At 35.9% G+C, this 25,812-nt stretch carries 32 protein-coding genes and 2 pseudogenes; 4 read left to right on the top strand and 30 right to left on the bottom strand.

Going from position 1 to position 25,812, the window contains the following annotated elements:
• Window positions 1-7: 7 nt before the first annotated feature.
• The 13 genes from JOD02_RS09030 to JOD02_RS08970 form a co-directional block, all read right to left on the bottom strand.
• Entirely contained in the window at window positions 8-1,411 is a 1,404-nt protein-coding gene (locus tag JOD02_RS09030; RefSeq protein WP_204488883.1) for a fibronectin type III domain-containing protein, read from the bottom strand.
• Window positions 1,412-1,456: 45 nt separating this feature from the next.
• On the bottom strand, window positions 1,457-1,624 hold the full coding sequence (locus tag JOD02_RS09025; protein WP_204488973.1) for a hypothetical protein: 168 nt from the start codon (window positions 1,622-1,624) through the stop codon (window positions 1,457-1,459).
• Between the two features lie 35 nt (window positions 1,625-1,659).
• On the bottom strand, window positions 1,660-1,827 hold the full coding sequence (locus JOD02_RS09020) for a hypothetical protein (protein WP_204488881.1): 168 nt from the start codon (window positions 1,825-1,827) through the stop codon (window positions 1,660-1,662).
• 5 nt (window positions 1,828-1,832) lie between these two features.
• On the bottom strand, window positions 1,833-1,985 hold the full coding sequence (locus JOD02_RS09015; RefSeq protein ID WP_204488879.1) for a hypothetical protein: 153 nt from the start codon (window positions 1,983-1,985) through the stop codon (window positions 1,833-1,835).
• A gap of 552 nt (window positions 1,986-2,537) precedes the next feature.
• On the bottom strand, window positions 2,538-2,870 hold the full coding sequence (locus tag JOD02_RS09010) for a sigma factor-like helix-turn-helix DNA-binding protein (protein WP_204488877.1): 333 nt from the start codon (window positions 2,868-2,870) through the stop codon (window positions 2,538-2,540).
• Window positions 2,836-3,027, bottom strand: a complete 192-nt coding sequence (locus tag JOD02_RS09005) for a TFIIB-type zinc finger domain-containing protein (RefSeq protein ID WP_204488875.1) — start codon at window positions 3,025-3,027, stop codon at window positions 2,836-2,838. The genes JOD02_RS09010 and JOD02_RS09005 overlap by 35 nt, the downstream gene beginning before the upstream one ends.
• A gap of 62 nt (window positions 3,028-3,089) precedes the next feature.
• Window positions 3,090-3,458 (bottom strand): hypothetical protein, encoded by a 369-nt coding sequence (locus tag JOD02_RS09000; protein ID WP_204488873.1) that lies wholly within the window; start codon window positions 3,456-3,458, stop codon window positions 3,090-3,092.
• 25 nt (window positions 3,459-3,483) lie between these two features.
• Complete coding sequence (locus JOD02_RS08995; protein WP_204488872.1) at window positions 3,484-3,906, bottom strand: hypothetical protein; 423 nt, start codon at window positions 3,904-3,906, stop codon at window positions 3,484-3,486.
• Window positions 3,903-4,358: an XF1762 family protein gene (locus JOD02_RS08990; RefSeq protein ID WP_204488870.1), complete on the bottom strand. Its 456-nt coding sequence runs from the start codon at window positions 4,356-4,358 to the stop codon at window positions 3,903-3,905. Before JOD02_RS08990 ends, JOD02_RS08995 begins: the two co-directional genes overlap by 4 nt.
• Entirely contained in the window at window positions 4,355-5,320 is a 966-nt protein-coding gene (locus JOD02_RS08985) for a DnaD domain protein (protein WP_204488868.1), read from the bottom strand. The genes JOD02_RS08990 and JOD02_RS08985 overlap by 4 nt, the downstream gene beginning before the upstream one ends.
• A gap of 53 nt (window positions 5,321-5,373) precedes the next feature.
• Window positions 5,374-5,538, bottom strand: a complete 165-nt coding sequence (locus JOD02_RS08980) for a hypothetical protein (protein WP_204488867.1) — start codon at window positions 5,536-5,538, stop codon at window positions 5,374-5,376.
• Between the two features lie 208 nt (window positions 5,539-5,746).
• The gene (locus JOD02_RS08975) at window positions 5,747-6,034 is read right to left on the bottom strand and encodes a hypothetical protein (RefSeq protein WP_204488865.1); all 288 of its coding nucleotides are present in this window, start codon (window positions 6,032-6,034) and stop codon (window positions 5,747-5,749) included.
• A gap of 277 nt (window positions 6,035-6,311) precedes the next feature.
• Window positions 6,312-6,548: a helix-turn-helix transcriptional regulator gene (locus tag JOD02_RS08970; protein ID WP_204488863.1), complete on the bottom strand. Its 237-nt coding sequence runs from the start codon at window positions 6,546-6,548 to the stop codon at window positions 6,312-6,314.
• A 143-nt stretch (window positions 6,549-6,691) separates the two neighbouring features.
• Here JOD02_RS08970 and JOD02_RS08965 point away from each other — a divergent pair, with 143 nt between their 5' ends.
• Genes JOD02_RS08965 through JOD02_RS08950 form a run of 4 tightly spaced genes read left to right on the top strand, consistent with a single transcriptional unit; the run spans window position 6,692 to window position 9,684 of the window.
• The gene (locus tag JOD02_RS08965) at window positions 6,692-7,054 is read left to right on the top strand and encodes a helix-turn-helix domain-containing protein (RefSeq protein WP_204488861.1); all 363 of its coding nucleotides are present in this window, start codon (window positions 6,692-6,694) and stop codon (window positions 7,052-7,054) included.
• A gap of 37 nt (window positions 7,055-7,091) precedes the next feature.
• Window positions 7,092-7,721, top strand: a complete 630-nt coding sequence (locus JOD02_RS08960; RefSeq protein ID WP_204488859.1) for a restriction endonuclease — start codon at window positions 7,092-7,094, stop codon at window positions 7,719-7,721.
• Complete coding sequence (locus JOD02_RS08955; protein ID WP_204488858.1) at window positions 7,718-8,113, top strand: hypothetical protein; 396 nt, start codon at window positions 7,718-7,720, stop codon at window positions 8,111-8,113. Before JOD02_RS08960 ends, JOD02_RS08955 begins: the two co-directional genes overlap by 4 nt.
• 14 nt (window positions 8,114-8,127) lie before the next feature.
• Complete coding sequence (locus JOD02_RS08950) at window positions 8,128-9,684, top strand: recombinase family protein (protein ID WP_204488856.1); 1,557 nt, start codon at window positions 8,128-8,130, stop codon at window positions 9,682-9,684.
• Between the two features lie 19 nt (window positions 9,685-9,703).
• Here the strand turns inward: JOD02_RS08950 and JOD02_RS08945 are convergent.
• The 17 genes and pseudogenes from JOD02_RS08945 to JOD02_RS08865 all read right to left on the bottom strand — a co-directional run.
• Window positions 9,704-9,901 (bottom strand): annotated as a pseudogene (locus JOD02_RS08945) (manganese catalase family protein); the annotation flags it as partial.
• 6 nt (window positions 9,902-9,907) lie between these two features.
• Window positions 9,908-10,192 carry a spore coat protein CotJB gene (locus JOD02_RS08940; RefSeq protein WP_204488852.1) on the bottom strand — a complete coding sequence of 95 codons (285 nt, stop codon included), beginning with the start codon at window positions 10,190-10,192 and terminating at the stop codon, window positions 9,908-9,910.
• Window positions 10,189-10,404 carry a spore coat associated protein CotJA gene (locus JOD02_RS08935; protein WP_204488850.1) on the bottom strand — a complete coding sequence of 72 codons (216 nt, stop codon included), beginning with the start codon at window positions 10,402-10,404 and terminating at the stop codon, window positions 10,189-10,191. The genes JOD02_RS08940 and JOD02_RS08935 overlap by 4 nt, the downstream gene beginning before the upstream one ends.
• A gap of 375 nt (window positions 10,405-10,779) precedes the next feature.
• Complete coding sequence (locus JOD02_RS08930; RefSeq protein ID WP_204488848.1) at window positions 10,780-11,634, bottom strand: YitT family protein; 855 nt, start codon at window positions 11,632-11,634, stop codon at window positions 10,780-10,782.
• Between the two features lie 84 nt (window positions 11,635-11,718).
• Window positions 11,719-13,821, bottom strand: a complete 2,103-nt coding sequence (locus tag JOD02_RS08925; RefSeq protein ID WP_207754272.1) for an ADP-ribosylglycohydrolase family protein — start codon at window positions 13,819-13,821, stop codon at window positions 11,719-11,721.
• Entirely contained in the window at window positions 13,821-15,017 is a 1,197-nt protein-coding gene (locus tag JOD02_RS08920; protein WP_204488847.1) for an ADP-ribosylglycohydrolase family protein, read from the bottom strand. Before JOD02_RS08920 ends, JOD02_RS08925 begins: the two co-directional genes overlap by 1 nt.
• 19 nt (window positions 15,018-15,036) lie before the next feature.
• The gene (locus tag JOD02_RS08915; RefSeq protein ID WP_204488845.1) at window positions 15,037-16,566 is read right to left on the bottom strand and encodes an extracellular solute-binding protein; all 1,530 of its coding nucleotides are present in this window, start codon (window positions 16,564-16,566) and stop codon (window positions 15,037-15,039) included.
• A gap of 146 nt (window positions 16,567-16,712) precedes the next feature.
• Window positions 16,713-17,591, bottom strand: a complete 879-nt coding sequence (locus JOD02_RS08910; protein ID WP_204488843.1) for a carbohydrate ABC transporter permease — start codon at window positions 17,589-17,591, stop codon at window positions 16,713-16,715.
• 15 nt (window positions 17,592-17,606) lie between these two features.
• A complete protein-coding gene (locus tag JOD02_RS08905) occupies window positions 17,607-18,503 on the bottom strand; it encodes an ABC transporter permease (protein ID WP_394355756.1) in 897 nt (298 codons plus the stop codon).
• Window positions 18,504-18,532: 29 nt separating this feature from the next.
• Window positions 18,533-19,435 carry a ribokinase gene (gene rbsK, locus JOD02_RS08900; protein ID WP_204488839.1) on the bottom strand — a complete coding sequence of 301 codons (903 nt, stop codon included), beginning with the start codon at window positions 19,433-19,435 and terminating at the stop codon, window positions 18,533-18,535.
• Window positions 19,436-19,447: 12 nt separating this feature from the next.
• Window positions 19,448-19,759 (bottom strand): DUF4387 domain-containing protein, encoded by a 312-nt coding sequence (locus JOD02_RS08895; protein WP_207754271.1) that lies wholly within the window; start codon window positions 19,757-19,759, stop codon window positions 19,448-19,450.
• A gap of 7 nt (window positions 19,760-19,766) precedes the next feature.
• Window positions 19,767-21,128, bottom strand: a complete 1,362-nt coding sequence (locus tag JOD02_RS08890) for an acyclic terpene utilization AtuA family protein (RefSeq protein ID WP_204488837.1) — start codon at window positions 21,126-21,128, stop codon at window positions 19,767-19,769.
• A gap of 65 nt (window positions 21,129-21,193) precedes the next feature.
• Entirely contained in the window at window positions 21,194-21,904 is a 711-nt protein-coding gene (locus JOD02_RS08885; protein ID WP_204488836.1) for a FadR/GntR family transcriptional regulator, read from the bottom strand.
• Window positions 21,905-22,514: 610 nt separating this feature from the next.
• Window positions 22,515-22,703 (bottom strand): annotated as a pseudogene (locus JOD02_RS08880) (manganese catalase family protein); the annotation flags it as partial.
• A 6-nt stretch (window positions 22,704-22,709) separates the two neighbouring features.
• A complete protein-coding gene (locus JOD02_RS08875) occupies window positions 22,710-22,994 on the bottom strand; it encodes a spore coat protein CotJB (RefSeq protein WP_204488832.1) in 285 nt (94 codons plus the stop codon).
• Complete coding sequence (locus JOD02_RS08870) at window positions 22,991-23,206, bottom strand: spore coat associated protein CotJA (protein ID WP_204488831.1); 216 nt, start codon at window positions 23,204-23,206, stop codon at window positions 22,991-22,993. The genes JOD02_RS08875 and JOD02_RS08870 overlap by 4 nt, the downstream gene beginning before the upstream one ends.
• A 507-nt stretch (window positions 23,207-23,713) precedes the next feature.
• A complete protein-coding gene (locus tag JOD02_RS08865; RefSeq protein ID WP_204488829.1) occupies window positions 23,714-25,804 on the bottom strand; it encodes a Sip1-related alpha-galactosidase in 2,091 nt (696 codons plus the stop codon).
• Window positions 25,805-25,812 lie beyond the last annotated feature (8 nt).

Here is a 25,812-nt window from a genome sequence, read left to right as displayed (position 1 = left end):
ACCCTTTTTATGGTGTTAATGGCGGATCCATCTCTCTTGGCGGATCCACCTCCCTTGGTGGTTGCATCTCATACCCCGTAAGTTCTCTGGGTGGATCCATTGTTACCAGATCTATTTGTCTGGGTGGTTGCATCTGGTATCCCGTTTGTTGCCTCGGCGGTTGTACCTGGTATCCTGTTTGTTGTCTAGGGGGCTGGACCTGATATCCTGTCTGGGATCTGGGTGGTTCTATAATTACAGGATCAATCTGTCTGGGCTGTTCTACCGTCATAGGCACCTCCTGTTGTTTCGGTTCCTGCGGCATTATCGGAGCTTGGATCTCCCTGGGTTCCTGGATCGGTATAGGGTCATCATGTGGCATAATCACAGGATCCGGAATAGTCGGCAATGGTTCCGGTGAAGGTACTGGTTCCGGAATACTTAACGGTGGAGGATTATATCTCTCAATATCCCCGTCCAGGGACGGGTTATATTCTCTGGGTATATACTGGGACGGATCAAAACTAGGTTTATAATTATTCGCATTGCTTGGTATATAGTTACTTGGTGATGGATAAGGATTTACCGGTGGTGGTGAAGGTGGTGGCGGCACGTCTGGGAAATATACCGGCAATGGTACAGGGATATTTACATCCGGTGGTTGCACTATTATAACCGATGGGTCCTCCGGTCGGATCACTGTTATGGGCTGGGTCCTTGGCGATTCTCCCAGCTTGTTATATCCCACCACTTCAATCTCATATGGCTGGCCTGGAACAGGTGTAAAGGTATAGCTTGTATTATTACCAACGTCTATTGTTTGATTATCGTTAATTATCACCCTATAACCTTCAGCATTAGGATCAGGATCCCATTTCACAATTATATTGTCTCCCTGGACCTCGGCCCTAACGTTCTGAATAGGTCCTGGTGGTTCGGTTGGTTCATTAGGAATGGATGGTTCCCCCTCAAATAGTATCTTAAACGTCTTTGTAGTCCCATCATTCATAACCACCTGGCCACTCATTTCCATAAAAAACAATCTACCTTTGTCTACCCTAAGCTGGAAAGCCCTGCACCCCATAAAGGTGTCCCAAATTTCAAGTTCCCCTAGATCAGGATCGCCAGGATTTGCGGGTAAGTTCATGTATCCCATTGGCTCATTCCACGCATCAAGCCTAAGGACCAAAGCTCCCCGGCCCTCTACACCGCCAATTTTTATGTAATTTACTCCTACATTCTGAATATTCTCGAAATAGTTCCAAAGGTTAACTATTTCAGAGTATCCCGGTGTCCCGTCCTGGGCCTCCGCTCCGATGTATCCTGCTGTCTTTATAATGTCAGCCTCTACAGCTTGTGAAACTGACAGAGGAATACTAAAAAATAATAACAATACAAGACCGAATACCTTATATTTCATAATTTGTTGCAACCTCCGGTTAGAGAAAAACCCCTGCTCTGCAGGGGCTTCTTTAGATTATCGTCTCCTGCTGGAGATTATCGACTTAGCGGCTCCTACAATCATTGGGAACGCCAGCACGCCTAAACCAAATGCCAGCAAGGGCCAATAAGCAGTAAATAGCTGGCTAATGTAATTAAACACATCTGCAACATTGATATTAAGTGCCAATCCGGTGGTCTCCATAAGATTTAAACACTCCTTTCAATAAATTTTTTGTATTACTCATCACCCCGTATTCGGGCGATTATGTGCGCTATCCCGCTGATAACTAATACAGCTAAACCCACTCCAATCACAAAATACAGTATTGGGCCAAATGCATTTAATAAATCTTCAATTACCTGATAAAAATCGGCTATGTTATAGTTAAGTTCCAAATGTGGCACTCATATCACCTGCTCCACCTACGGAACAACGTCAGTAAGCCACCAAACACAAAGAGCGCCAACGTTGCTCCCACGAAGGGCCACACCAGGGGCGATAAAGAGCCAAACACATTTGCAAACTGCTGTAACACTTCATCCATATTCACTGTAAAGCTCATCTATTTTAGCCTCCCCGTAACGGTTAATAAAGCAACGGGTAAACTTATTGATATTGCCACCCCAAAAACCAGCTTTATCAACAACGGAAAAGAGAAAAACCATTTTAAGAATTCAATAAATAACTGCACTGCATTTGTTACCTCCTGAAGAATTTGAAGAGTGGCAATCTACCTAGTACAATCATTATTAAAGCTGGTATAAAGATGATGGCCATATATAGCTTTGCAAGTGTCATAAAATCAAAAACCGGCCATTGCGGTACAATCATCACAGCCACCCTTCCCGACAGGCTACACGCCAAATAAAGTACATAACAAATACTACAAGGAAAACTACAAGTATTATGGCAATTAAAAGTTCGCCGAAACTGGCATTTTGCAGTATCTTAAAAATCCCGCTGGGAGTAACGATCTCCATACTCGATCACCGTTTTTAAGGTAACATAAAAACCTTTTTAAATGCTTAAAAATGAAACAAAAATGAAGGCAAAATGAAATAAAAATGCAATGTTGTAAAAAACGTTGCATCAGTTTAATGTAAACAGTATATGTTTATATTAGTGCGCCACGCTTGGCAATCTTATATAGTATTCGTATTCGCCAGTTCGCTACAGTTCGGGGCGTAACGTTTAATTTTTTAGCTATCTCTTGATAGCTTTTCTTTTTAAAATACCTCAATTCAATGTAAGTACATTCCTTTTTTGTAAGAAATTCCTGCATATTTTCAATACATTTCATGATATAGGCTACTTTTTTGTACTTTTCTATTCCTGGATAATTACCCACATCCTCAATTATCAACTTGTATATATCCCAATTTTTTAAGATATCTTCCACGTACTCTATAGCGTTAAAAACATCTGCCTTTTCTGTCAATGAAGGCATCTAATTCACCCCTTTCCCCTTTATGCTCGTCACAGACATTTTCATCTGCGCCAACTATTTCAGTAATATCCATGTGGCAATGAGGGCAGATCCACAAACCCTCTCTATAAGAGCTATAAGATGCATTGTTACAGTATGGACAAATTTTTCTGTACATTAGTTTAACCCCCAAATTTTATTTATATCTGTTTTACTAACTTCTTTGCTTAACAAGCTCCGTTATAATCCAGCATATGGGATATAAAATACTTCTCCGCATTCAGGACACTTACAATAATCAGTAAAACCATCTTCCCCAGTACCAGCATATTCAAAATATTCTGATTGCCCACATTTGTCACAATCCCACCAATGGCATCTCTCTTGCAATATTTCTTCTACCGTTAAAACTTTAGTCGGCAAGCTTGTCTTTTTTATCTTCCCATCATCATCCCTCACGCAATGACACTTTAAATCAATATAACTGTCCATATATTCGTAAATACATTCCACGGTAAGCGCAAGTTTCTTCGCCTCTCTCAAATTTGGAGCAGATATATATGTTCCTCCCATATCCTCATCAACATAAGCAAAATATATTTTGTTCATGCTTTCACTCCCTTATCTGGCCTTCCTACACCAGGACGGTGTCCGGGGCACAAGTTTTTCTGTTTTCGAGCTCTATAAATTCCTCCCTTGGGGCCATTTCACATTGGGCTAACAAAGGAATTGTGGAAGGATACTTCATGCCAGCCGGGCAATTACACCGGGCAACGTAATAATATATCTTATTATCAGCCTGAATAGGGAATTGCACTATGCCTTTATCCATGCACACCCAACATTTTATTTGCCTTTTAATTTTAGGTTTTTCAATCTTTAAGAAAACCATTGTTCCACATCTCTTACATGGTTTTTTATACTCATCATCATAAAATTTCACAATTGAGCCACATATAATACATTTACGTTCATCATAATTTCTTCCCTCTAAACTTTGAAACGTTGATTTTAAAGATTCAAGATCCATGCATTCTCCAATAGCTGACATGCTCATGCTAAATTCACCTCCCACCTAATTTTTCTGCAAATAGGATGTTTATCTTCTCTGTAACGACCTATATTGGGTCTGTTCCACGTTCCCCCACCTGCTAGTCCAACACATTTCCAACCTGCGGCTTTCAACGATGTTCCAGATTCTGACTCTAATACATAGGTTATTAATCTCTTATATCCCATTTCACGTGCTATCCTTCTACATGCGGCATACAAAAATGAACAAACATTTTTAGTACCGTTAGTACACAATCTAGTGACTTCTAGAGTGAAACCATCGTCCAGCAACCTTGCGACTGGGCGACCCACTATAGCTACACCACATAATTCCCCGTTTTCATTTACTGCGCCTATCGAAAACTTATGACCTTGGACTTTCTTGTGATGTCGATGATATTTTTCAACAAATTCGTTTGCTTCCCGTAACGAAAGAGGAATAACTCTGAATTTCATACTGCCAGTTCACCCCTCTCAATCATGATTTTTATTGCATTTTCGACCACCTCGTCCGGGTAACCTAAGGTGTGGATGTATTCAATTACGTTATTGCCCTCGTATCCCTTGATTTTTTTCTTGATGTACCTTATTGCACCTTCTATCTCTTCTGTGCTGTATTTTCTTTCCTGCCCATTGCTCGTCTCCTGGCCTGCCTTTCTGTTTTCCCATTCTGCCTCATGACGCTTATAGTCATCTAGTGAGCGAATGCCTCTGTCAAGCCATGAGAGTAAAATTTTTTCCACATATCTCAGGTTTCTTGCATTGTTCTTTATTGCCAGTTTAAGTGCCTCAACGATCAGATCGTCAGGGAGTTCTTTTCTGTATTCGTTGACGAGATCAACCACAAATGGCGTTAAAGGACCTACGTTCTGCTGATAAAACACCAGAGGGTCATTGTCGTTTACAGTTTTGGGCTGGCTGTTACTAATAATATAGACGTCGTCGTCATTATTATTTATATTTCGTTTAGTTTCGTTTAGTTTATATAATGCGGAATGATTGCCGGAACAGTTCCCGGAATGGTTTCCGGAACAGTTTCCGGAATGATTGTCGGAATTTATTTCCGACAAATATTTGTCGGAACGATTGCCGGTATGATTGCCGGAACGGTTGTCGGAATATATTTCCGTCAAATCTTCCGGGAAAGGAATAATGGTATATATAGCTGATTGATTACCTTTGCGGGGTCTCCAATCAATCCTGCCTTTTTGTTTAAGTTCATTCCTGGCATTACGAATCGCTCTATCTGACAAACCTGTTTTAATACTAAGTACCGACGTGGCTACAGCAAATTCCGTTGCCCATCCTGTTTTATTGCATATGTGCATAAGAGCATGCCATAATGCAATAGCGGATAGAGACAGAGAATTTGTTTCGAGCCAGTCGTAAAAAGCGTTGATCTGCTTTATGTAATTCATGTCTATCATCCTTTGATTAGATTTTCGATAGCTTTTTTATAGATGGGACAATATCACTCATCTTTAACAAGCTCTTCAAGTATCTCACATAACTCTAAGCACCAATCCGCTACCTTCTCAACTGTAATCACTCTTTCATCTGGAGGATAAAGAAATTCATAAATCCTATATTTTAAATCCCTTATTCTCTCTAACTGCTCTAAATAATTATTCATCATCTTCTTAACACCCTCTTCTTAAAGGTTTTTAGTTAACTACTTATTTAAAGCCCTGTACATAGTACAAGTTTCAAAATCAGATGAGCATTTGTTTTGGTAATGTGCCATTCTAACCGATTTTTCACAAAATTCTAGTCTTTCAGCTCGTAAGTGATAGAAAAAATGGACATTTCGTTTTATGTTGTTTTGCCATGATTTTTCCCCTCATTTAATCTTCGTATTTTTCCCATATCGGCCCATGGAGCTTTTCATATAAACTTTCAAAGACTCCTTGTTCTGAGTTAGCTTCTCCTAATAGTTCTCTTCTTACCTTTTGTTCAACAAGAATTCTGTCTAAAAGATTAAGTTCATCCTCGCTCAGTATAGATTGCAGGACCTTTTTGATGTGATAATGGCGCAATAAAACCTCGTCCAAAGTCATCTTATCTGTCTTATAGCCTTCCGATAGAGCTTGTACAAATTTTGGATTAGACGTAAAGTTTATTTGAGAATTCATGATATTTCTCCTCCCCTTTGTTTGTTATCGTATCCCCAATAGATGTGGTTTTCTACATTCCTGGTAAGTAGATTTTCGATATATTGTTTGTAAGCGGATATGGGTAATTCTTTTAAGAATTGCTTGTATATCCTCTGAGGTTTTGTTTTTGTATGCATCATCACAGATTTTGATAGTGGTATTGTTAATTTTATAGGTTTCTACTATATTGCTCATTAAAAAACCCCCAAATCTAAAATGCTTTAAATAAAATATGAATTCTATAGTTTGTACTATGCTACTGTATGCTTTCTTTTTTGTTTTGTTTAGACGTTTTGTCTAAATATTCATCAAAAAAAAGTTCTTCAACTGTACTGCCTAAAATCTTTGCTAAGAGTAAAGCCTTTTTTATATTAGGACTTCTACTGCCATCTTCCCATTTATAGTAGGTTGATGGGGCAACTTTTACAATCTCTGCTATTTGCTCAACTGTCATACCGCTCTTTAATCTGTATTGTCGTAAAACTTCCCTCATATCGGTTCCCCCTTACTTAGTAACTCTACGCTTTATATTATAATAGACATTTTGTAGAATGTCAACACAATTTTACCCATTTTGTATAAATATCTATCAATTATTTGGACGTTTGGTATAATGATATTCAGAGGAGGAGAAATATGAAAATTGGAGATAGAATTAAACAATTAAGGGAAGAAACAAATATGGGACGAGCTGAATTAGCTCAAAAAATTGGTATTACTTATTACGCTCTATCAAAGTATGAGACAAACGAAAGACAACCAGATTATGAAACTCTGAAAAAGATAGCTCGTCTATTTAACGTTTCTACAGACTATCTCCTTGGTTATTCTGACATTCGTAACCCCTATGAGAAAACTTATGACAAATTAGGTATTAACGAATTAAGTCCGGAAAGCAAAAAGGAATTGGAGAAATTTGTTGAACTGTTAAAATTAAAAGATAAAATGGATAAGACCAAAGACGAAATGTCATCAGCTTTGGATTCAAACGCACAATAAAGCAATTAAAAGGGTAAGGGTAAATGGAGGAAACTGCATGGCACAAAATTTATTTATTGTCTTCTTTTTCATCTGGTTATTCTGTGCTACTTTATTTGTTGCAGTAATAGCAGCTTATTTAAGCAATTTAAAAGAAAAGTGGCTTGAACGTTTATCAAATAAAAGAGACTTGAAGTTTTTTGAAAAGGCCCTTTTTGGAATATTGAGCAGTAAACAGCCCAAAAGTCAGAGAAGAAATCCAATACTTAATATTGACAGAATGACAGGACACCAGTTTGAAATTTTCTTGAAAGAATTATTTAAATCTCTAGGTTACAGGGTCAAAAAAACACCGGATTCTGGTGATTTTGGAGCAGATTTATATATGGAAAAAGACGGAAAAACCTATATAGTGCAGGCTAAACGCTATAAATCTAAAGTCGGAATTAAAGCTGTGCAGGAAATAGTCGCCGCAAAATCTTATTATAACGCACAAAATGCTATTGTAATAACAAACAACTACTTTACTGAAGCGGCTAAGGAATTGGCTAAGAAAAACAACGTAATACTATGTGAAAGGCCAGATTTGATTAAGCTCGTTGAAAAGAGTAAAATGATTATGGAAAAAAGCAAACAAGCAAAAAATATTAAAAGTCAAAATACAATCAGAAAGGGTGGAGCATTATGAACAATGAAGAAAAAATGTTTGAGCTGATGACTCAAATGTATGCTGAAATGCAAAAAGGATTCAAAAATGTATATGCTGAAATGGATAAAAGGTTTAATAATATCCGTGGCGAAATGCAAGAAGGGTTTAGGAATGTATATGCTGAAATGCAAGAAGGGTTTAGGCACGTATATGCTGAAATGCAGGAAGGGTTTAAACAGGTAAACGAAAGAATTGGTAAAGTAGAAAACGAGCTTAAAGAAGTCAAAAATACTGTCCTGAAAATAGAGCATGATCATGGCGAAAAGCTGAAAGCTCTATTTGATGGATACAAGCAAAATGCCGAACAGCTTACCCGTATTGAGGAAGAAGTTAAAAAGCATGATGAATTTATTCTGCGTAGGATCAAATAGGAGTTGTTTTTAAAATGGCATATTGCATATACCTACGGAAAAGCAGAGCTGATATAGAAGCAGAGGAAAGAGGAGAAGGAGAAACTTTAGCGAGACATGAAAAAATACTGCTGGAGCTGGCCAGGAAGATGGGCCTAAATGTAACTAAAATTTATAAAGAGATTGGGTCCGGTGAAACTATATCTTCCCGACCAGTAATGCAACAATTACTACATGATGTCGAAGAAGGAATGTGGGAAGGTGTATTGGTTGTAGAAGTTGAACGCCTGGCCCGTGGTGATACTATAGATCAAGGGATAGTGGCCCAAACTTTTAAGTATTCAAATACAAAGATCATTACCCCTATCAAGGTTTATGATCCTCAAAATGAGTTTGATGAGGAATATTTTGAATTTGGTTTGTTTATGTCTAGAAGGGAATATAAGGTCATAAACAGACGTTTACAACGTGGTAGGCTTGAATCGGTTAAAGAAGGCAAATATGTTGGCAATAAGCCTCCGTATGGTTATATACGGAAGAAACTAGAAAAAGATAAGGGCTATACTCTGGTACCTCACCCTGAAGAATCCAGGGTGGTAAAGCAGATATTTGAGTGGTACGTCAATGGGATAGGTGTTTCCCAGATTGTTAGGAAATTAAACGACATGAAGATACCTGCCGCAAACGGTGGCGATTGGGTAAATGCATCTGTTCAGGAAATACTTCGTAATCCCGTTTATATTGGGAAAATTCGCTGGAATTTTAGACCACAGATTAAGAAAATAATAAACGGTCAAACGGTAGTACAACGACCTAGAAGTAAAGAATGGCTGGTAGTGGACGGATTACATGAGCCTATAATCGATGAGGAAACTTTTAGGATGGCCCAGGAACGTTTAGCGAAGAATCCTAGTGTCCCGGTCCCCAGGAAGTATATCATCAAAAATCCGCTGGCTGGTTTAATCGTATGTGGCATATGTGGCCGGAAAATGATAAGAAGGCCCTTCAACGATGGAAGGCCGGACCTTCTCATGTGTCAGTATACTTCTTGTAAGAATGTAAGTACCCTCTTGGATCTGGTGGAGAAAAGGTTACTTCAAGCATTAGAGATATGGCTTAAAGACTATAAACTTGAATTGAGCGAAAAGGAAGAATATTCAAACAATTCTGAAGATGTGGATCTCATAAAAACATCCCTAAACAGGATTGAAAAAGAGCTTGAGACATTGAATATGCAATATAACCGTTTACATGACCTGCTTGAACAAGGTGTCTATTCCGTGGACAAGTTTATTGAACGTTCCAGGATTTTAAGCGAAAGGATAGAAAATGCCAGAAAGGAAAAAGAGGAATTGCAAAAAATACTAGAAGATATCTCTTCCAGGGAAGAAAGCAAAAGGCTTATAGTCCCTAAAATAGAAGGTATCTTGGAATCTTATTACAACATAGAAGATCCAGCCGAGAGGAATAAACTGCTCAAGGAAGTTATTGAAAAAGCAGTATATACAAAGACTGTAAGAGGTAGCAGGTGGTGTCCAGATAAACAGGATGATTTTGAGCTTGTCATTTATCCTAAACTACCAAAAAAATAAACTGATAACCTTATGGTACCAATTCTTCTGTACCTATATCATTCAATATGGCCTTAGCTTCGGGTATGGGCATGTGATACCTCTGTGAGAGGTATCTTAAGGAAGCCGCCAGTTCTCCATCAGGTCCCCCGTATTGAGTAATGATATATTTCGCCATCCTAGGGTTGGAATTCTTTATCCTTACAGGATACTCCAATTTCTTCTCATATATCCACATATCCTATCATCCCTCCATATAGTATTCTTCTTCCCACGGCCACGGCTCGTTGATCCAGGCCCAGGGGTATTGGCTCATCGCATAACCAAAATTAGTCAAAGGCCCGTAGCGCATCTCGTATTCATTTTTTAGTGCCTGCAGCTGACGGGTATAATAGTTGTACTCATTTAAAGCCCTGCGATCATTGGGATGAGTATCAAGATACAGGTTTAAATCCACCGTCATAAATTCTATTGCCTTTATCTGCTCTAAAAGCTCCTGCCTCTCGTCGTGGTTGTAAGCATGGTTCATAGACCACGACCCCCTTCACAATCGTTTTTTTCATATGGCCTTACAAGCTCCGGAAACATAGTACCCGCATGCAGCGCTTCCATGGGTGAAAAGCTGGTAGTATAGCGTTGATAAGGTATATATGCCTCCGCCAGGTCCACCCTTTTCCACATCGGATAATTGTACATATAGGGCGCTCTTGGCGGATAATGCTCCGGATATCGATAATCCATATACAGTACCCCCTCCTATTTGTATATTTATCCATATATCCTTCTTTATTTGTCATTATATTCTGGATTTCCCGAAGTGTTACTCTACTCAAACCGAGGGTCTTATCAACTTTGTATGCTAAGAAAACTTCACTTACTAAAGGGTTACCCTATAAAAACAACGTTCCCGCATCGTTTTTTGTTTTACAATTGCAGATTTTATTTTGAATGGCAAAATTGACTTTTCAGTAAACATCAATTGGAGCGTACACAAAATAAAACGCTCCTTTCTGGTTTCATGTCGTTAATTTTATCCAGAAAGGAGCTTTACTATTTGTCTACACACAAAATTTTGGATAGTTTTAAAAAAGACTTTATTTGAAAGTATTTAAAACTTTAACTTACAAAGTTAGGAGTTTTAAATCCTTTACCTTCTACCTCTCTAGTATCAATAATAGATATAAAGGCATTAGGATCAATTCTATGTGCTATTTCTCTAACTTTTGGCAGTTCCCTGGTACATACAACCATATAGATAACCTTTTTTGTTTGTCCCGTATACGCTCCTATACCGTTTAAAAATGTAATTCCCCTTTGTATATGCTGAAAAAATTCTCGAGCCATTTCATCCGCTAAATCTGATACTATTATTATGATTTTTTTACGATTAAAACCCATTTGTATAATATCAACAACTCTATTACTTATAAAAATGCCTATCATTGAAAACATTACAATTTCAATATCTAAGAATAATATTGCTACACATAACAACAAAAAATTAAATATTATTGCTGTTTTTCCTATATCGAAAGAAAAAAATTTATTTACAAGTAGTGAGATAATATTAACTCCACCTAATGAACCTCCATTTTTGATAATTATACCAACACCAATCCCGGAAATTAATCCACCAAAAATAGATGCCAGCATAATATCTTTTACCTCTATCTGCCAATTTCTAGTAAGAGACAAAAAAACAGACATACTTATCATGGCCACAAAACTTAAATATACAAAACGTTTACCTAAGAATCTATAACCACCAATAAAAAGAGGAATATTAAGAATAATCGTAGTAACCTCAGTTGGTACAAAAAATAAATACTCAAATATCAACGCAATCCCGGTTAAGCCACCGTTAAATAATTTATGCGGAATTAGAAAAATATTAACAGCAACAGAATATATAAAACTGCCTATTATTATATATATGACACTGTATAAATTTCCAATTTTAGACTTACACATAACACCAACTTTCCCTCTCATTGGGCTGAACATATTATAATTTGCGTATAAATTCAAAATTTTAAGTTGTTTATTTTCACTACCTTATAATTCCTCGACTTCAATTTGACTCCAATAAGCTCTACCAATATCTAAGCTACTAATTCCAAACATTCCATACTTATAACGTTCGTCCTCATACTCTAAAATTTTCTTACCATCAATATAAAATACTATACAACTTCCCTTTACTACTACTTCAAACCAATAATTTTTGTTATGACGCCACTTGTATGGAACTGTTAGCAGAGGTTTAAATCCAAAATCATTTAGTATTAGTGAAACCTGATTTTTACCACTAAATCCCACATGATAACCTCTCATAGCACCTTGAACTCTGAAAGCGATGTTATGACTAAATCCATTCTGAGGATTCACTAATGCTCTAATTCGTATATCTCGAGTAAAATAATTACCTGTATAAGCCTCACAATGGTCTATACAAAGGCAATGCATTCTATTCCCCTCAATGAACCAAGCTCCTCTGTTATGAGAAAAAGGTGTAACGCACGAGAATTCTTCAAATTGTTTTGAAAAATCTATAGTATACTTGGCTTTACCTTTAATTCTAAATTCATCAATAAACAATCGCCCCAGTAACCGATCTTTAATCGTAGAATTATTATCAACAATGATACCTACTTCATCTACCATTGCACCTTCAACATCAGGTATAACAAACTCTACATCTTGCCACTTATTATTATTTAGAACATAGTACCCCAGTTTAATATCCTCTTTAGTATAAGTATTCCTAACATAAGGAATGACAGCTACTTCTCTTCCACTCCATTGATCTAAATACAATTTCATACTAACTTTTTGGCCAGGATAAGCTTTCGGCGCAAAGGTGGGACTATATCTTTCATCATCAAAATCAAATCTTCTATAAAAAGGTTTGTAGTAGACTTTCGTAATTTGGCCACTCACTACTCTATCAAGTAACACTTCTAAGGCTCCTTTTCCTTTATAAGCTATTTCATTAGTATGTCTTAATCTATAATTTACCGAATCCGAAAGCCTAAAACCATGAGTGGATCCTGGCAATTCAAAATCAAAATATATTTCTCCTTCTACAAAAGACTCTATCAATTCAGATGGAGGATCTTGTTTAGCCAATTTATAGCCCAGAATAGCCACTTCTTTAGCAAGTGTAGGTATGTCTATAATATTTAAATATCCTGATATGCTTGAAGCTATTATTAAATCATTAACTGGAACTCGATAATGTTCTTTAATCCCACTTAACCCTTGTGCCACACCTATAATAGTACCAACATTACCAGCATTACAATCAGTATCCCAACCACACATAGTCGCAATTTCAATAGTACGAGCAAAATCTCCTTTCCCATAAAGTAAAGATAAAACACAAACTCCTGCGTTTGGAATAATATGACATACTCCTGGAAATTTATCATACCCCCAATTTTGTTCTAAATAATCACGACATTCCCTAAAATCTTCAGGATGTTTGTTATAAAAATCTAACACCGATTTTACAAGCTTAGCATAAGTACAATCATCTGGTATTACCGATAAACCTGCCTTAATTATTTCAAAAACATTTTGGGTAGAAAAAGCCTTGGAAATACATGCAGCTATAAATCTGGCACCAAAAATCCCATTTCGATCATGAGAAACACTAGCTGCTTTCCCAGCATATTCAGCTGCTTTCTCTATATTGTTTGGCCAAACCAATCCCCACGTATCAATAAAAATTTGTCCTCCTATTTGTTCTGCTAAGATATGACCGTTTTGTTTAATTGAACCAGAAACCGGAGCAGAAATACCATTTTTCAGATTCATATAAGCTGTATGTTCAGTACTTCTACCGTAACCTCCCCACCAAAACATACCAATACCATCTCTAGTATAATTTAACCACGCTCTTCCAACATCTTGTGGTTCGAGTTCCCGATCTTTTGCATCATCATATAAAGCTCGCAGAAAAAATATAGGTCCATTTAAATCATCATCTGCAGCAAAATTTTTGTAATTTTTAATATACGAAGTTATATTACCGTATACCATTTTGATTTTTTCATAGGTCCACACCGAAGGTTCCACAGGAGCACCTAATCTTACACCGATAACCTTACCTAACAATCCTGCATATACTTTTTCTATATAATCTTTTGGTATCATTATTGGTTCAATCTCCCTTCTTTACTATCTTCCCCTAATCCTAACTTATTATAAAAATCTTTCTTTTTCTCCCATAATTCTAAATCCTTTTGGATTATATACTGGGCTACTTCAGCAAATCTATCAGCAGCTTCTATTAAATTTAATTTATTAACTTTTTCGAGAGTCTCTATATCTTCTTTTGAAATCACTTTATATCCATGTTTAGCACCAAGTATAGCTCCTATCATTACTCCGATCGAATCTGTATCCCTTCCAGAGTTAATTCCATCAATCACAGAATTCTGGAAATCACCATCGTGAAGTGTAATATATCCTAACGCTATGGGAAGTTCTTCAATACTAAACAACCTATTTGGGGTATAATAGTTAGAAGGAATACCTACTTTTTCTATTGTTTTGTTAACATCATCCCCCATCGGAGAAAAATATGACATTATTTTATGAAACTCTTTTACTACAAGATCTTTATCATCTTTATACTTTCTTAACTTTAATGCTGCATTACAAATCTCTTCTATAGCTTTCTTAGTTCCATCTTTTGCACAATTTAACGCTGTTTGAATAATATCGCTAATATCAACATCAGGCTCAAATGCTTTTGCTACACATGCAGCTAATACACCCGCAGCTTCCAAACCATAACTTGATTGATGACCCATGGCAAAACTTATAGCTTCATTATACGCCGCCATAGGATCACAAGCATTAACAACTCCTACAGGTGCAATATACATAGCAGCACCACAATTTACCATATTGCCAATACCGCCTTCTCTGGGATTACAATTAGCCAAGGCATGCCTAAGAAATAGATATTTTTCAGGGTAGAAGAGGCGTTCTATAAGGAACGCCTCTCTACCAAATTCGGGAATATACTTAGGCCTAAAAGCTATTTCTTTAATAAATTCATCTGCAAGATCATATGCATCTAAATGCCTTTTTTTAATACAGTATACGTTAATTAAAGATAACGTCATCAATGTATCATCAGTAACAATTCCATTACCTTTCATGCGATAAAGCCTTTCGTTTGCAGGTAAATCCGCTTTATACCATTTAGTATTCAATGTATTTACTCTACCGTATTTCTTTTTAATTTCTTCATAAGATAATTTTTCTACCGGTGCACCTAGAGCATCCCCATAAGCTATACCTAAAACTACACCTCTTACACGATCCTTAAATTTTATCATTGACAAACCTCCATATATATTACTTCAATACCTCATTGGCATACTGAGTAACTTCATTCCCGCCAGCTTTATACCATTCCTGAACAAACGCATCGAAGTCATCTATCGAACGTTTACCCGTAATTATATCTGCAGAAAATTCTTTATACAAGTTTTCCATAGCGTCCCACTTAGCAGTAAAATCTGCCGGAATTAAGAAATTTACATCTTCCGTATAATACTTGTTTGCCAAATTTAGCGATTCTTCAGCAGGCTTACTTAATAGAGGAGTAGCCACTTCCATACCTACGTTTAACTCCAACGGTTCCCAAAATCTTGAAAACCACTCCTGTGACTTTTCAGTTAAATAAATCTTATTATCTTTTATAATGTAATGTTCATTTTCAAATCCCAATCTATCAAGCAACTGACCTTTAGGGGTAGCTAAAAATTCAAACACTTGAAATGCTTCATTTTTATACTTTGATAAAGCTGATATAGCAAATCCTCTGGTTTCTTTATTCACATCAATAGGTAAATATCCTTGTGCCTTACCTTTTGCTGGCGGTAGAACTACAAGACTCACATTATCACCATTAGCTTTTTTCATCTTGCCCTCATAAATATCTATAACTTTCCCTGCAGTACCTATAATCATACCCACTGTATTACTATAAAAAGCTTGCTCTTTTGTATCCCACTGTTTAGTTAAATATTCAGGATCCAATATTTTTTCCTCGTATAACTTCCTATAAAAAGCCAGTTTTTCCTTTTCATTCTGTGATACACGTTTATAAATATACTTCCCTGAGTTATCCTTTATCCATGTGGCTGTATTCCCAAAAGCTTGGTCAAACACTTCATCCAATTCAATTATGTTTCCAGCTACTGTCACACCATAAACTGGATTACCTTTCCCATCAAAATCTTTTTCTTTAAGTTCACGTAAAAAAGTATAATAATTGTCTATAGTAGGATTATCCATCAGTTGTTTCGAAGATTCCATTTTTTCAAACCAATCACTTCTTACTACTGGTACTTTTGAACTGACAGGTTTTATCCATAGTAAATAAGGATAATTTTGCAAGCGCTTTATATTATGCGGATAAAGTATTCTCTTTATATATTTAGAGTTTTCCACATAAGGTAGTAAATTTTCTAGTAAACCTTGATCTGCAATTTGTTTATCTCCTCCTTGAAAATATATAATATCAGGTACATTTCCACTAAGAAGCATCAAATTTAACTTTTCTGCATAATTACCTGCAGGCATCTGTACTAATTCAAACTTATAATTAAATCCTTCTTCCGCAAGAGCTTTTTCGAGATTTTCAAAAAATTTTACCGCCACAGGATCAGAAGGATCTGCATCTTTCATTACAATTCTTAACTTTACTGGTTCTTTTGAACCTGCATTACCATTTTCTGTATTGTTATTATTGCTATTGGTATTTCCAGTATCTTTAACACTATCTGTAGTGCTTTTAGCAGTATTGTTACTCCCCTTACATCCCACAACAGAAAATATTAACACTAAGATTAACAATGATACTAAAAACTTTTTCATCATACACATTCTCTCCTTTCATTCGAAATTTAAATTAAAAAATTTCATCTACATAATGTTAATAATCAATAACACAATGTTAATTTTACATTTCTAATTGTACCCCTCCCCCCTTGATAAATGTCTTTTCAAATCTTCTATTCTTATCTTTAATCTTTAACTCCTCCTTCCAGGGTACCCTTAGTATAATACTTTAGAATTAAAGGATAAAGAAGTAAAATTGGTATAACTGCAATAATAATTGTTGTGGCCTGTAGAGCTTTATAATTTAATCGTGCTATATCACTGTATGATAATAGATTGTTTACTCCTATCATACTTGTAGTATCATCTAAAACCACAAACTGCCTTAACACTACCTGCAGTGGCCATTTACTTTGGCTATTAAGATAAATTGATGCTCGAAAATATTCATTCCAATGATAAACAGCATAAAACAAACCAATAGTAGCTATAGCTGCCTTAGCCACAGGTAAAACCACTTTAAAAAGTATTCTCATATGTCCTGCTCCATCAATTTCAGCAGCCTCAATTAATGATTTTGGTATTTCATCAAAGAACCTCATAATAATGATAAGATAATAAACATTTACGGCTTTATATAAAATCACAGACCAATAATTGTCAATAAGACCTATCTTCTTTATTACTAAATATTCAGGTATTAATCCAGGTTCAAAAACCATTACAATAATTAATAAAGTCATAAAAAACCGTTTACCAATTAAGGAAGGTCGGGTAAGAGCATATGCTGCCATGGTTGTCATTAATATGTTTATTAACGTACCCATACCTGTAATAAATAAAGAATTAAATATACTTTTCAATACCATAACATTTGAAAGAATAACTTTATAGTTAATTAAAGAAAATCCTTTGGGAATTATTTCCCATCCCTTGAATTCCAAAGCACCTTCCGGTTTCGTTAATGATAATGCTACTATATTCAACAAAGGAATAATCATTGTCATTGCAATCAAAAAAAGCAATATATATATTACGATATGAAACAACTTATCTTTATTCATTACAATGACACCACCTTACCATAAACCCTTGCCTGTCAACTTTTTTGACAGGATATGGGTAATAAAAATTAATACACAACCTACTATTCCTTTAAAAAAGCTTGCAGCTGTTGCGTATGAATATTGTACATTAACCATTCCTACCCTATATACATAAGTATCCAATATATCAATTACACTTATTACAGAATCGTTCATAAAATTATAAACCTGATCAAAACCAGCATTCATAAAATACCCAAGATTCAAAATAAATACTGTAATAATAGTACTTTTTAATTCAGGTAATGTTATATAAAACATCTGTTGAAATTTGGAAGCACCATCAATATAAGCTGCTTCATATAACGAAAAACTTATTCTCATTATAGCAGCTAAGTATATAATAGAATCCCATCCAGCACTTCGCCATATTTCTGAAAATACCAGAACCCACCTTATATGCTGTTTACTTGTCATAAAATCTATGGATGGCAATCCAAATAAATTTCTTATGTGATTAACAATACCGCCATTGGGAGATAACATATTTATCCATATTCCAGCAATAACTACCCATGATAGAAAATGCGGTAAATATATCACTGATTGTACACACTTTCTAAATAGAGAATTTCTTACCTCACTAACTAATAAAGCAAGTATTATAGGTACTGGGAAACAAAATATTAACTTCATACTACTTATAATAACAGTGTTCATTAAAACATTCCCAAAAACAGGTGAACCAAATAAAATCTTAAAGTATTTCAACCCTACCCATACATTATTTCCGATAACTCTGTAATCCTGAAAAGCTAGTGTCATACCTAACATAGGCCAGAAATGATACACTATAAAATACACAAACGCTGGCATCAACATTAAATAAAGAATCTTATCTTTACTCAACCGTTTAAAACTTTGAATCATGAGTTGCCATTTTTCTACCCTAACCAATTTTATATCCCCCATTGTCTTATATATTTTTCAATCTGCTCTCTATCAACCATTCCTGCTTGTGCTCCAATTTTTGTAACAGATAATCCTGCCGCAACATTAGCAAATTTTACTGCATGATACAAAGATTTACCTTCAGCCAAAGCTGCAGCAAATGCGCCATTAAAAGCATCTCCTGCACCTGTGGTATCAACGACATCAACATTTAAAGCAGGTATATGAATTATCCTATTACCATCAAAAAATCTTACTCCTTTTTCCCCTTCCGTTACAATAAGTTTGTTAGGAAATCTCCTCATAAGTTCTTCACGTTTTTTGGTATAATCAAAAACAATTGAACATTCGTGCTCATTAGGTGTAATAAAATTGACTTTTTCTACAATTTCCTCGCTAAGTTTCATTGCAGGAGCAGGATTTAAGATAATAATTTTCTTATTTCGATATAAAAAATCTACCACATACTCTATTGTTTCTAAGGGTATTTCCATTTGAATCAAAAATATATCTGCTTGAATCAAGTAATCTTCTATTTGTTTCACATATTCAACAGTAGTTTTTTGATTGGCACCAGGAATCACAACTATTCTATTATCATTTTCCAATTCCGAAATATATATGATTGCTACACCCGTTTTTTCTCCTTCTACTTTTTGAATAAAAGAAGTATTTACTTTTTCACTCCTCAGAACATCAAGCATATAACTACCATTATTGTCATCCCCTACTGAACCAAACATAAAAGTTTCAACTCCAAGCCGCGAAACCGCAACAGCTTGATTAGCACCCTTACCGCCTGGAAACATTAAAAACTTATCACCTATTATAGTTTCACCCTTTTGGGGCATTCTTCGTGCCTTTACAATTAAGTCAGTATTTATACTTCCAACAACACCTACTTTCAGCATTTTTAGTACCCCCTACGGTATCTGAATTTTCATCAACGGCACATGTTGCTGTGCACCATATACATCTCTATCCCCTATACTTCCTGATGATACATCTCTAGTAAAAGTAATTTTAAATCCCAATGCTTGATCGTAAAATACTAAATGTGAAATATGTGATTCCGGTATTTTATACAATTCTGCTATCTTTCTCTTAGTAATTTGCCCTGATTGTTTAACTTTCCAGTAGTATTCCTGATTATCAAATAATACATCCAACGTAATATCAAAAGGTCCAGCATTTTTGCTTCTTAATACTTTGGCCATTTCGTATAAATTGGCCATAATAAACCTACCTCCACAGATACTCTATTTTAAACAACTTTGACCAATCTTCTACTTCCATAAGGTGATATATACTAAATTCATACACAGGCCCATATTCAATATCACTGGGAGCAAAAGGAAAAGCTAAATTCCCAGCAGTAGATTTTCTACCTTCATACCCGTAATGTAGAAAAGTAGAACGCAAAGAGGCACAAATAGCATTTGCTAATTCCTGCGTATTAGCAATTACTTCAAATAAAACTCCTATCTCATAACCATTAAAATTCTCTATTTCCCTTGAACCCATAACACCATTCTTCCCATAATTGTAAAAATTAATTTTATAATCATCACTTGGAATTTCTGCGTAGTATTCTCTCACTTGTTTCTCCACCGCAGATTCAACTTCTTCAATTTTTTCTACTAGTAAAGGATCTCGCACACCAGCTATAACAAAAGTTCTATAAGCTATTTTTCTTGCACCTTCCAATTTAATATAATAAGGCTCTGTTTTTATAAATCTACTATTTCTAACTTCTACTACCCCCTCCTCAATTTGAGTAAATTCACATTTCTCCAAATCAAGTATAAAACCCGGTCCTTTAAGTATAAAAGGATGTTCTTTTTCATAAAAAGTATGTGCAGCTACACTAGTAGGATAACACTTTCTTACGTTATTCAAAGGCTTTACTATAAAGGAATCTTTCTTTAAGATTCCCAATATACAATCTTTTGTAGTACCAGGTTCAGCACATAAAGCTCCGCATTCTAATATTTTGCCTAAATGGTAACACAAACCAGGTTCAAAACCGTAAAACAAACCTACTGCAGCAAAAGGTGAAGGATCATATGCTCTACCACAAATAATGATGTCCGCCTTTTCTTCCAACGCCTTTAAGATTGGTTCATGCCCCATTTGAGCTACAATATTGTTTGTATCTTTGACGATATCTTCTTTTAAAGGTTTGACACTTTTACTTACTGGAATAATTTTATTTTCAGACAAAGCTTTTATAACCAAATCTTTAGGTATATCAGCCCAAATAATAGCAATTTTTGCCTTAAGATTTTGTTCTTCTAATATTTCCTCAATAATTTCTTTAGTCCATTTTACGTGGACACTAGCTCCTGCACCACCTGCAGATCCTATAATTACAGGGATCTTAAGCTTAAGCCCATATGTAATAATGGGTATAAGGTCTTTTTTTGTAGCCCTTCTACTTACTATGCTTACCCCTGCACCAAGTTTATGAGGGCCGGCGTCAGTAGAACCAGCATCTACTACAATAGCATCTGGTCCTTCCGCAATTCCATTTAAAAATGACTCCATTGGATAACCATACCCAAGCATTCCACATGGCGCTAATATTTTAACTGTTTCTTTCAAGATATCATCCCCTATTGCTATTATAGTGTATCCTCTATTATCATTTTTTCCCTGCATTTTTTACATTAATCAGATTCAATATTATCAGTCGTCTCTTTAACTGTATTTATAGTTTCTTTAACTGCGTTAAGATGGTATATTACAGCCTTTTTTGCTTTTTCTATATTTCTTTCTTTAATAGCTTTCACAATTTCCATATGTTCTTTTATTATTTCTATTCTTCGTTGCTTATTGTTTTTTAAGCTGATCTCTGCTAACTCATGAATAAGATTATAATAAATATCAATAAAATTTATAATCAATATATTTTGAGATAACTCAGCCAACTTTAAATGAAAATCGTGATCTACTACTATACTTTTTTCTTCAGTCAATTCGGTTTCCATTAGCATTTTTTCTAAAGCCATAATATCATCATCTGTAGCTCTTTCTATAACCAATTCCACTACTTTTTGTTCCAAAGATTCTCTCATCTCTAATAAATCCCTATAAGTAGCTTTTTTAAACATGGAAAGAACAGATTCATCCCTCGAATACTTATTAGGTAACTTACGTATATAGGTACCATCCTTTGGTTTTCTACTAATATAACCTTGAGATTGTAATATGGTTAACGCTTCCCTCAATATTCCCCTACTTACTCCTAACTGCTCAGCAAATTCTACTTCTGGTGGGAGTTTATCACCTGGTTTTAATGCACCAGTCTCGAGCATATGTATAATTTCTTTAACAACTTTATCCGATAATTTTTCAACTTGTAAAGTTTTAAATTCCATAACACAATTCCTCACCATATCAAGAATTTTTTAGTATACTTGTTTATTTGTTTAACCATTTAACAGTTTAATTATAATTTATCATTTATTTTATAATAAAACAAACCCAAAATACTGCTTAAAATAATTATTTAAGAAAAAATAAAATGCAATATTTTAATCTTTTTTACGTTTTTTCATTATTTCTTTTGTTATTACCTCTTTTCTTATTATCGAGTCTTTGCATGTAAAAAATAGGTAATCAAATTACATATTATTACCAAAAGAACTTTTAAATTTTTTATTGAATATATCCCCTACACAAAGCTGCAAGGGTGATTATAAATGAAGGATGTTAAAATATATCTGGTATATAATAAAATCCCAAAAGAGGCTAATAATTATGAATAAAAATACCTTTACATAATAACTAATGAGAGTTAGACATAATATATATTATATATGCCAAAGCAACAAAAATCGCTCTAAAAGCAAATACGAGCGCTTCAGGAGTATTTATGTAGCAAGTCCCATCCCGGCGACGTAAAGCAACTGCCGCTCAAGTGCAACCTCAATTATTCTCGTGCTGACGGCTGAATGCACTTTATAAGATGAGCAATTTTGTTAACGATGTACCTATATCGTTCAGCACGCCTTTGGCTTCGGGTATGGGCATGTGATACCTCTGAGAAAGATACCTTAAAGAAGCTGCTAGTTCACCGTCAGGCCCTCCATACTGAGTAATTATATATTTTGCCATTCTAGGGTTAGGATTCTTTATCCTCACAGGATACTCCAATTTCTTCTCATATATCCACATATCTTATCATCCCTCCATATAGTACTCTTCTTCCCATGGCCATGGCTCGTTGATCCATGCCCAGGGATATGGGCTAATAGAATAACCAAAGTTGGTCAAAGGCCCATAGCGCGTTTCATACTCATTTTTTAGTGCCTGCAGCTGACGGGTATAATAATTGTACTCATTTAAAGCTCTGCGATCATTGGGGTGAGTGTCAAGATACAAGTTTAAATCCACTGTCATAAATTCTATAGCCTTTATTTGTTCTAAAAGCTTTTGCCTCTCATTGTCGTGATAGCCATAGTTCATAGGCCACGACCCCCTTCGCAATCGTTTTTATCATATGGCCTTATAAGTTCCGGGAACATGGTCCCCGCGTGCAGTGCTTCCATAGGCGATAAGCTGGTGATATAGCGTTGATAGGGTATATACGCCTCCGCCAACTCCACCCTTTTCCACATCGGATAGCCATACATATAGGGTGCTCGTGGCAGATAATGCTCCGGATATCGATAATCCATATACAGTACCCCTCCTATTTGTATATTTATCTATATATCCTTCTTTATTTGCCATTATATTCCCGGTTTCATGCAATGTTACTTTGCTTAAACTAAAAATCTTAAATCATTTTTCTGGAAAAATATGTTTCAATTTCAAAAACTTAATTTCCAAATATTTGCTCGAAACAACATTCCAACCCTTTAATTCTCGCTTACTATACTTTAATTTGATGTTGTATATTTGGTTTTGAATATTGAAATTAATTTTTTAAAAGTGATATCAAATTTAAATTAAAAAATAAAAAAGATGCCCATCGTATAGGGCACCTGACTTTGTCAGTTAAAGTTGCAAAAACTTTGAAATCAAGCCATTTTTCTTTTTAAAATGCACAAATTGTACCCACACCTATCGTAAGCGTAAAATAATTCCCACTTACTACGAAAATGACTTAACTCCTTCCAAAATCTTAGGAACTCTCACGAAGGTTTACTCATTGACTATAGTATAGAAAATGAACCAATTTTTTACCTTATCATTATAAATACCTCGCCATGTATATCAGAACAATCAACTATACAAAGGGATTCGTTGCATACCCATTCCCTTTTTTCCCCATTTACCATCACAGCATCGGGTTGCCTTTTGGCTACAAAGCCGAATAAGCCTCCTTCATATAACACAGCATGTACTTCTCTTTCAGTATTGTGTTGTACCTTTATTGTAGCCGGGGAAATATATTTGTCTAAAAGCCCAAGTAATGCAAAGTCACCTTTGAAGGGAACTATGAGGTATAAAGCACATCCATTGTCCTGTAGCTCAAAGCCCATCACTTCATCTGCATCCTTTATATAAGCAGTTCTAGTAAAATGATCATACACCGCAAATTGTTGTCCGGTAAGGTCTGGCACATCGGAAGGCTTAATAGTTCCTCGCAACTTTCGTCCATCAGCATGAACATTAAATGCAGCAATTACACCTGCATCGCCAACACGGTTCCATATCTTGAGCACTGTTTCACTGGACTGTGGATCCACCACAAGGCAATCCATGGTGGGCATCCCCGGCCTATTACAACGCAACACGCGGCCATTCGAAAGGATCAGTGGCTTAATAATAGCAGGGTCGGTTTTCCCTACTTGATCACTTATATAAACCGGTCCACCGCTGATGGCACGCAGGACGGCACTGTTTACCGCTACTTTATTGTAAGTCCACCACATATCCCAGTCGCCCCATATTAAATTACCATATATAAAACAATTATATGCATTTTGCATAGCGTGCTCTTTAAAGCTGCTTACATCTTGAGGAAGAAAGTCATCACTGCTTCTCGAGACAGCCGTTATCCGGCGATTCCACATGTTTTCGGCAGCCATACCCATACAGTTAATGGCCCAACCATTAAAATTTAACGCCACAGAAGCCTCAAGCGCGCCATGCATGCCACAAGCAGCAGTACCTATAGCCATATTATTTTTAACAAACAGCACCAAGGCGCTTTGATTATCTACCTTTACAAAGTCCACACCCTGTTTTTTAAGGTAGGTATGCCAAGCATTCCAGAATGGGAAACCTCTCTCAGCATCGGGATATGGCAGCAATCTTCCACCCTTAGTCTTCATAATATTATCTTTGTATTCCTTTGCTATGTCGCTATCGGGATGGATGCCATCCCAATAGCCAGTAAAGGTATGCCATACACCCACCCAGGATATGCCATATTGCCCTTTAAGGTTTTTTACGAGATTACCCAGCCCATTTGGGAATTTCCCTCTATCTGCTTGAAATGACCATAGCTTGCGTTCCCTGGTCTCAGACCAACCATCATCTACAATCATCCATTTTACGGGTATGCCCTTTTCCTTAAATTCATCTGCCTTATCAATTATTCCTTTCTCGTTTACGTCATGATAAAAGGCATCCCAGCTACACCAACCAAGGTATTCAAATATTTCGGGATAATGGCGTTCCTCTATATTTCTACCAGGCATCTTTCTGGATTTTATAGCCAAATCTATTACTTTTTTAACCAGCCTATAAGGCTGGCTATCGCCCCCAAAAACAAAAACTAAAGTATTACAACTAATATATCCAACATCGTAGGCTGAAATCACTATATCCATCCCTTGCCCTACACCCATAAGCTCAGCCTTGAAAACATCATCACATACCGGCAATAGATGGTAAAACCTCTTAGCGTCGCTCCAAAACAGCGATTGGGTACGGGGAGGCAAAGAACCTATATCAGTATTAAACCACGGTCTAGTCCACCAATTTTTATGTAGATAATTTGCCATCAACCCCTTTATGTTACGTATATCAGCTATTCGCAGCTTGACACCCGCCACCGGAGTTAGCAATCCCTTTTTACATAGGACATTGACATAACAAACTACTAGTCCATCGCATACTTGAAATTTTAATGATAACGATACATCATCATGCAAATACTCAATCACATAACCTTCACTAGTGCTTTTCTGTATTGGCGTAAATAACCTATACTCCCCCTCATCCGTGCTGACAATAGGCTCCATGCCGCTTATCACCAGCTCATTATCCCATAGTAAATTTAGATACCCATTTACTAATTTTAGCTCTATTATTTGCTGCATGGTAAAGC

It is taken from the genome of Caldicoprobacter guelmensis (assembly GCF_016908415.1).
GTDB lineage: Bacteria > Bacillota > Clostridia > Caldicoprobacterales > Caldicoprobacteraceae > Caldicoprobacter > Caldicoprobacter guelmensis.
Note: the sequence above shows the minus strand (reverse complement) of the source record. Positions and strands in the feature narration are given on the sequence as shown.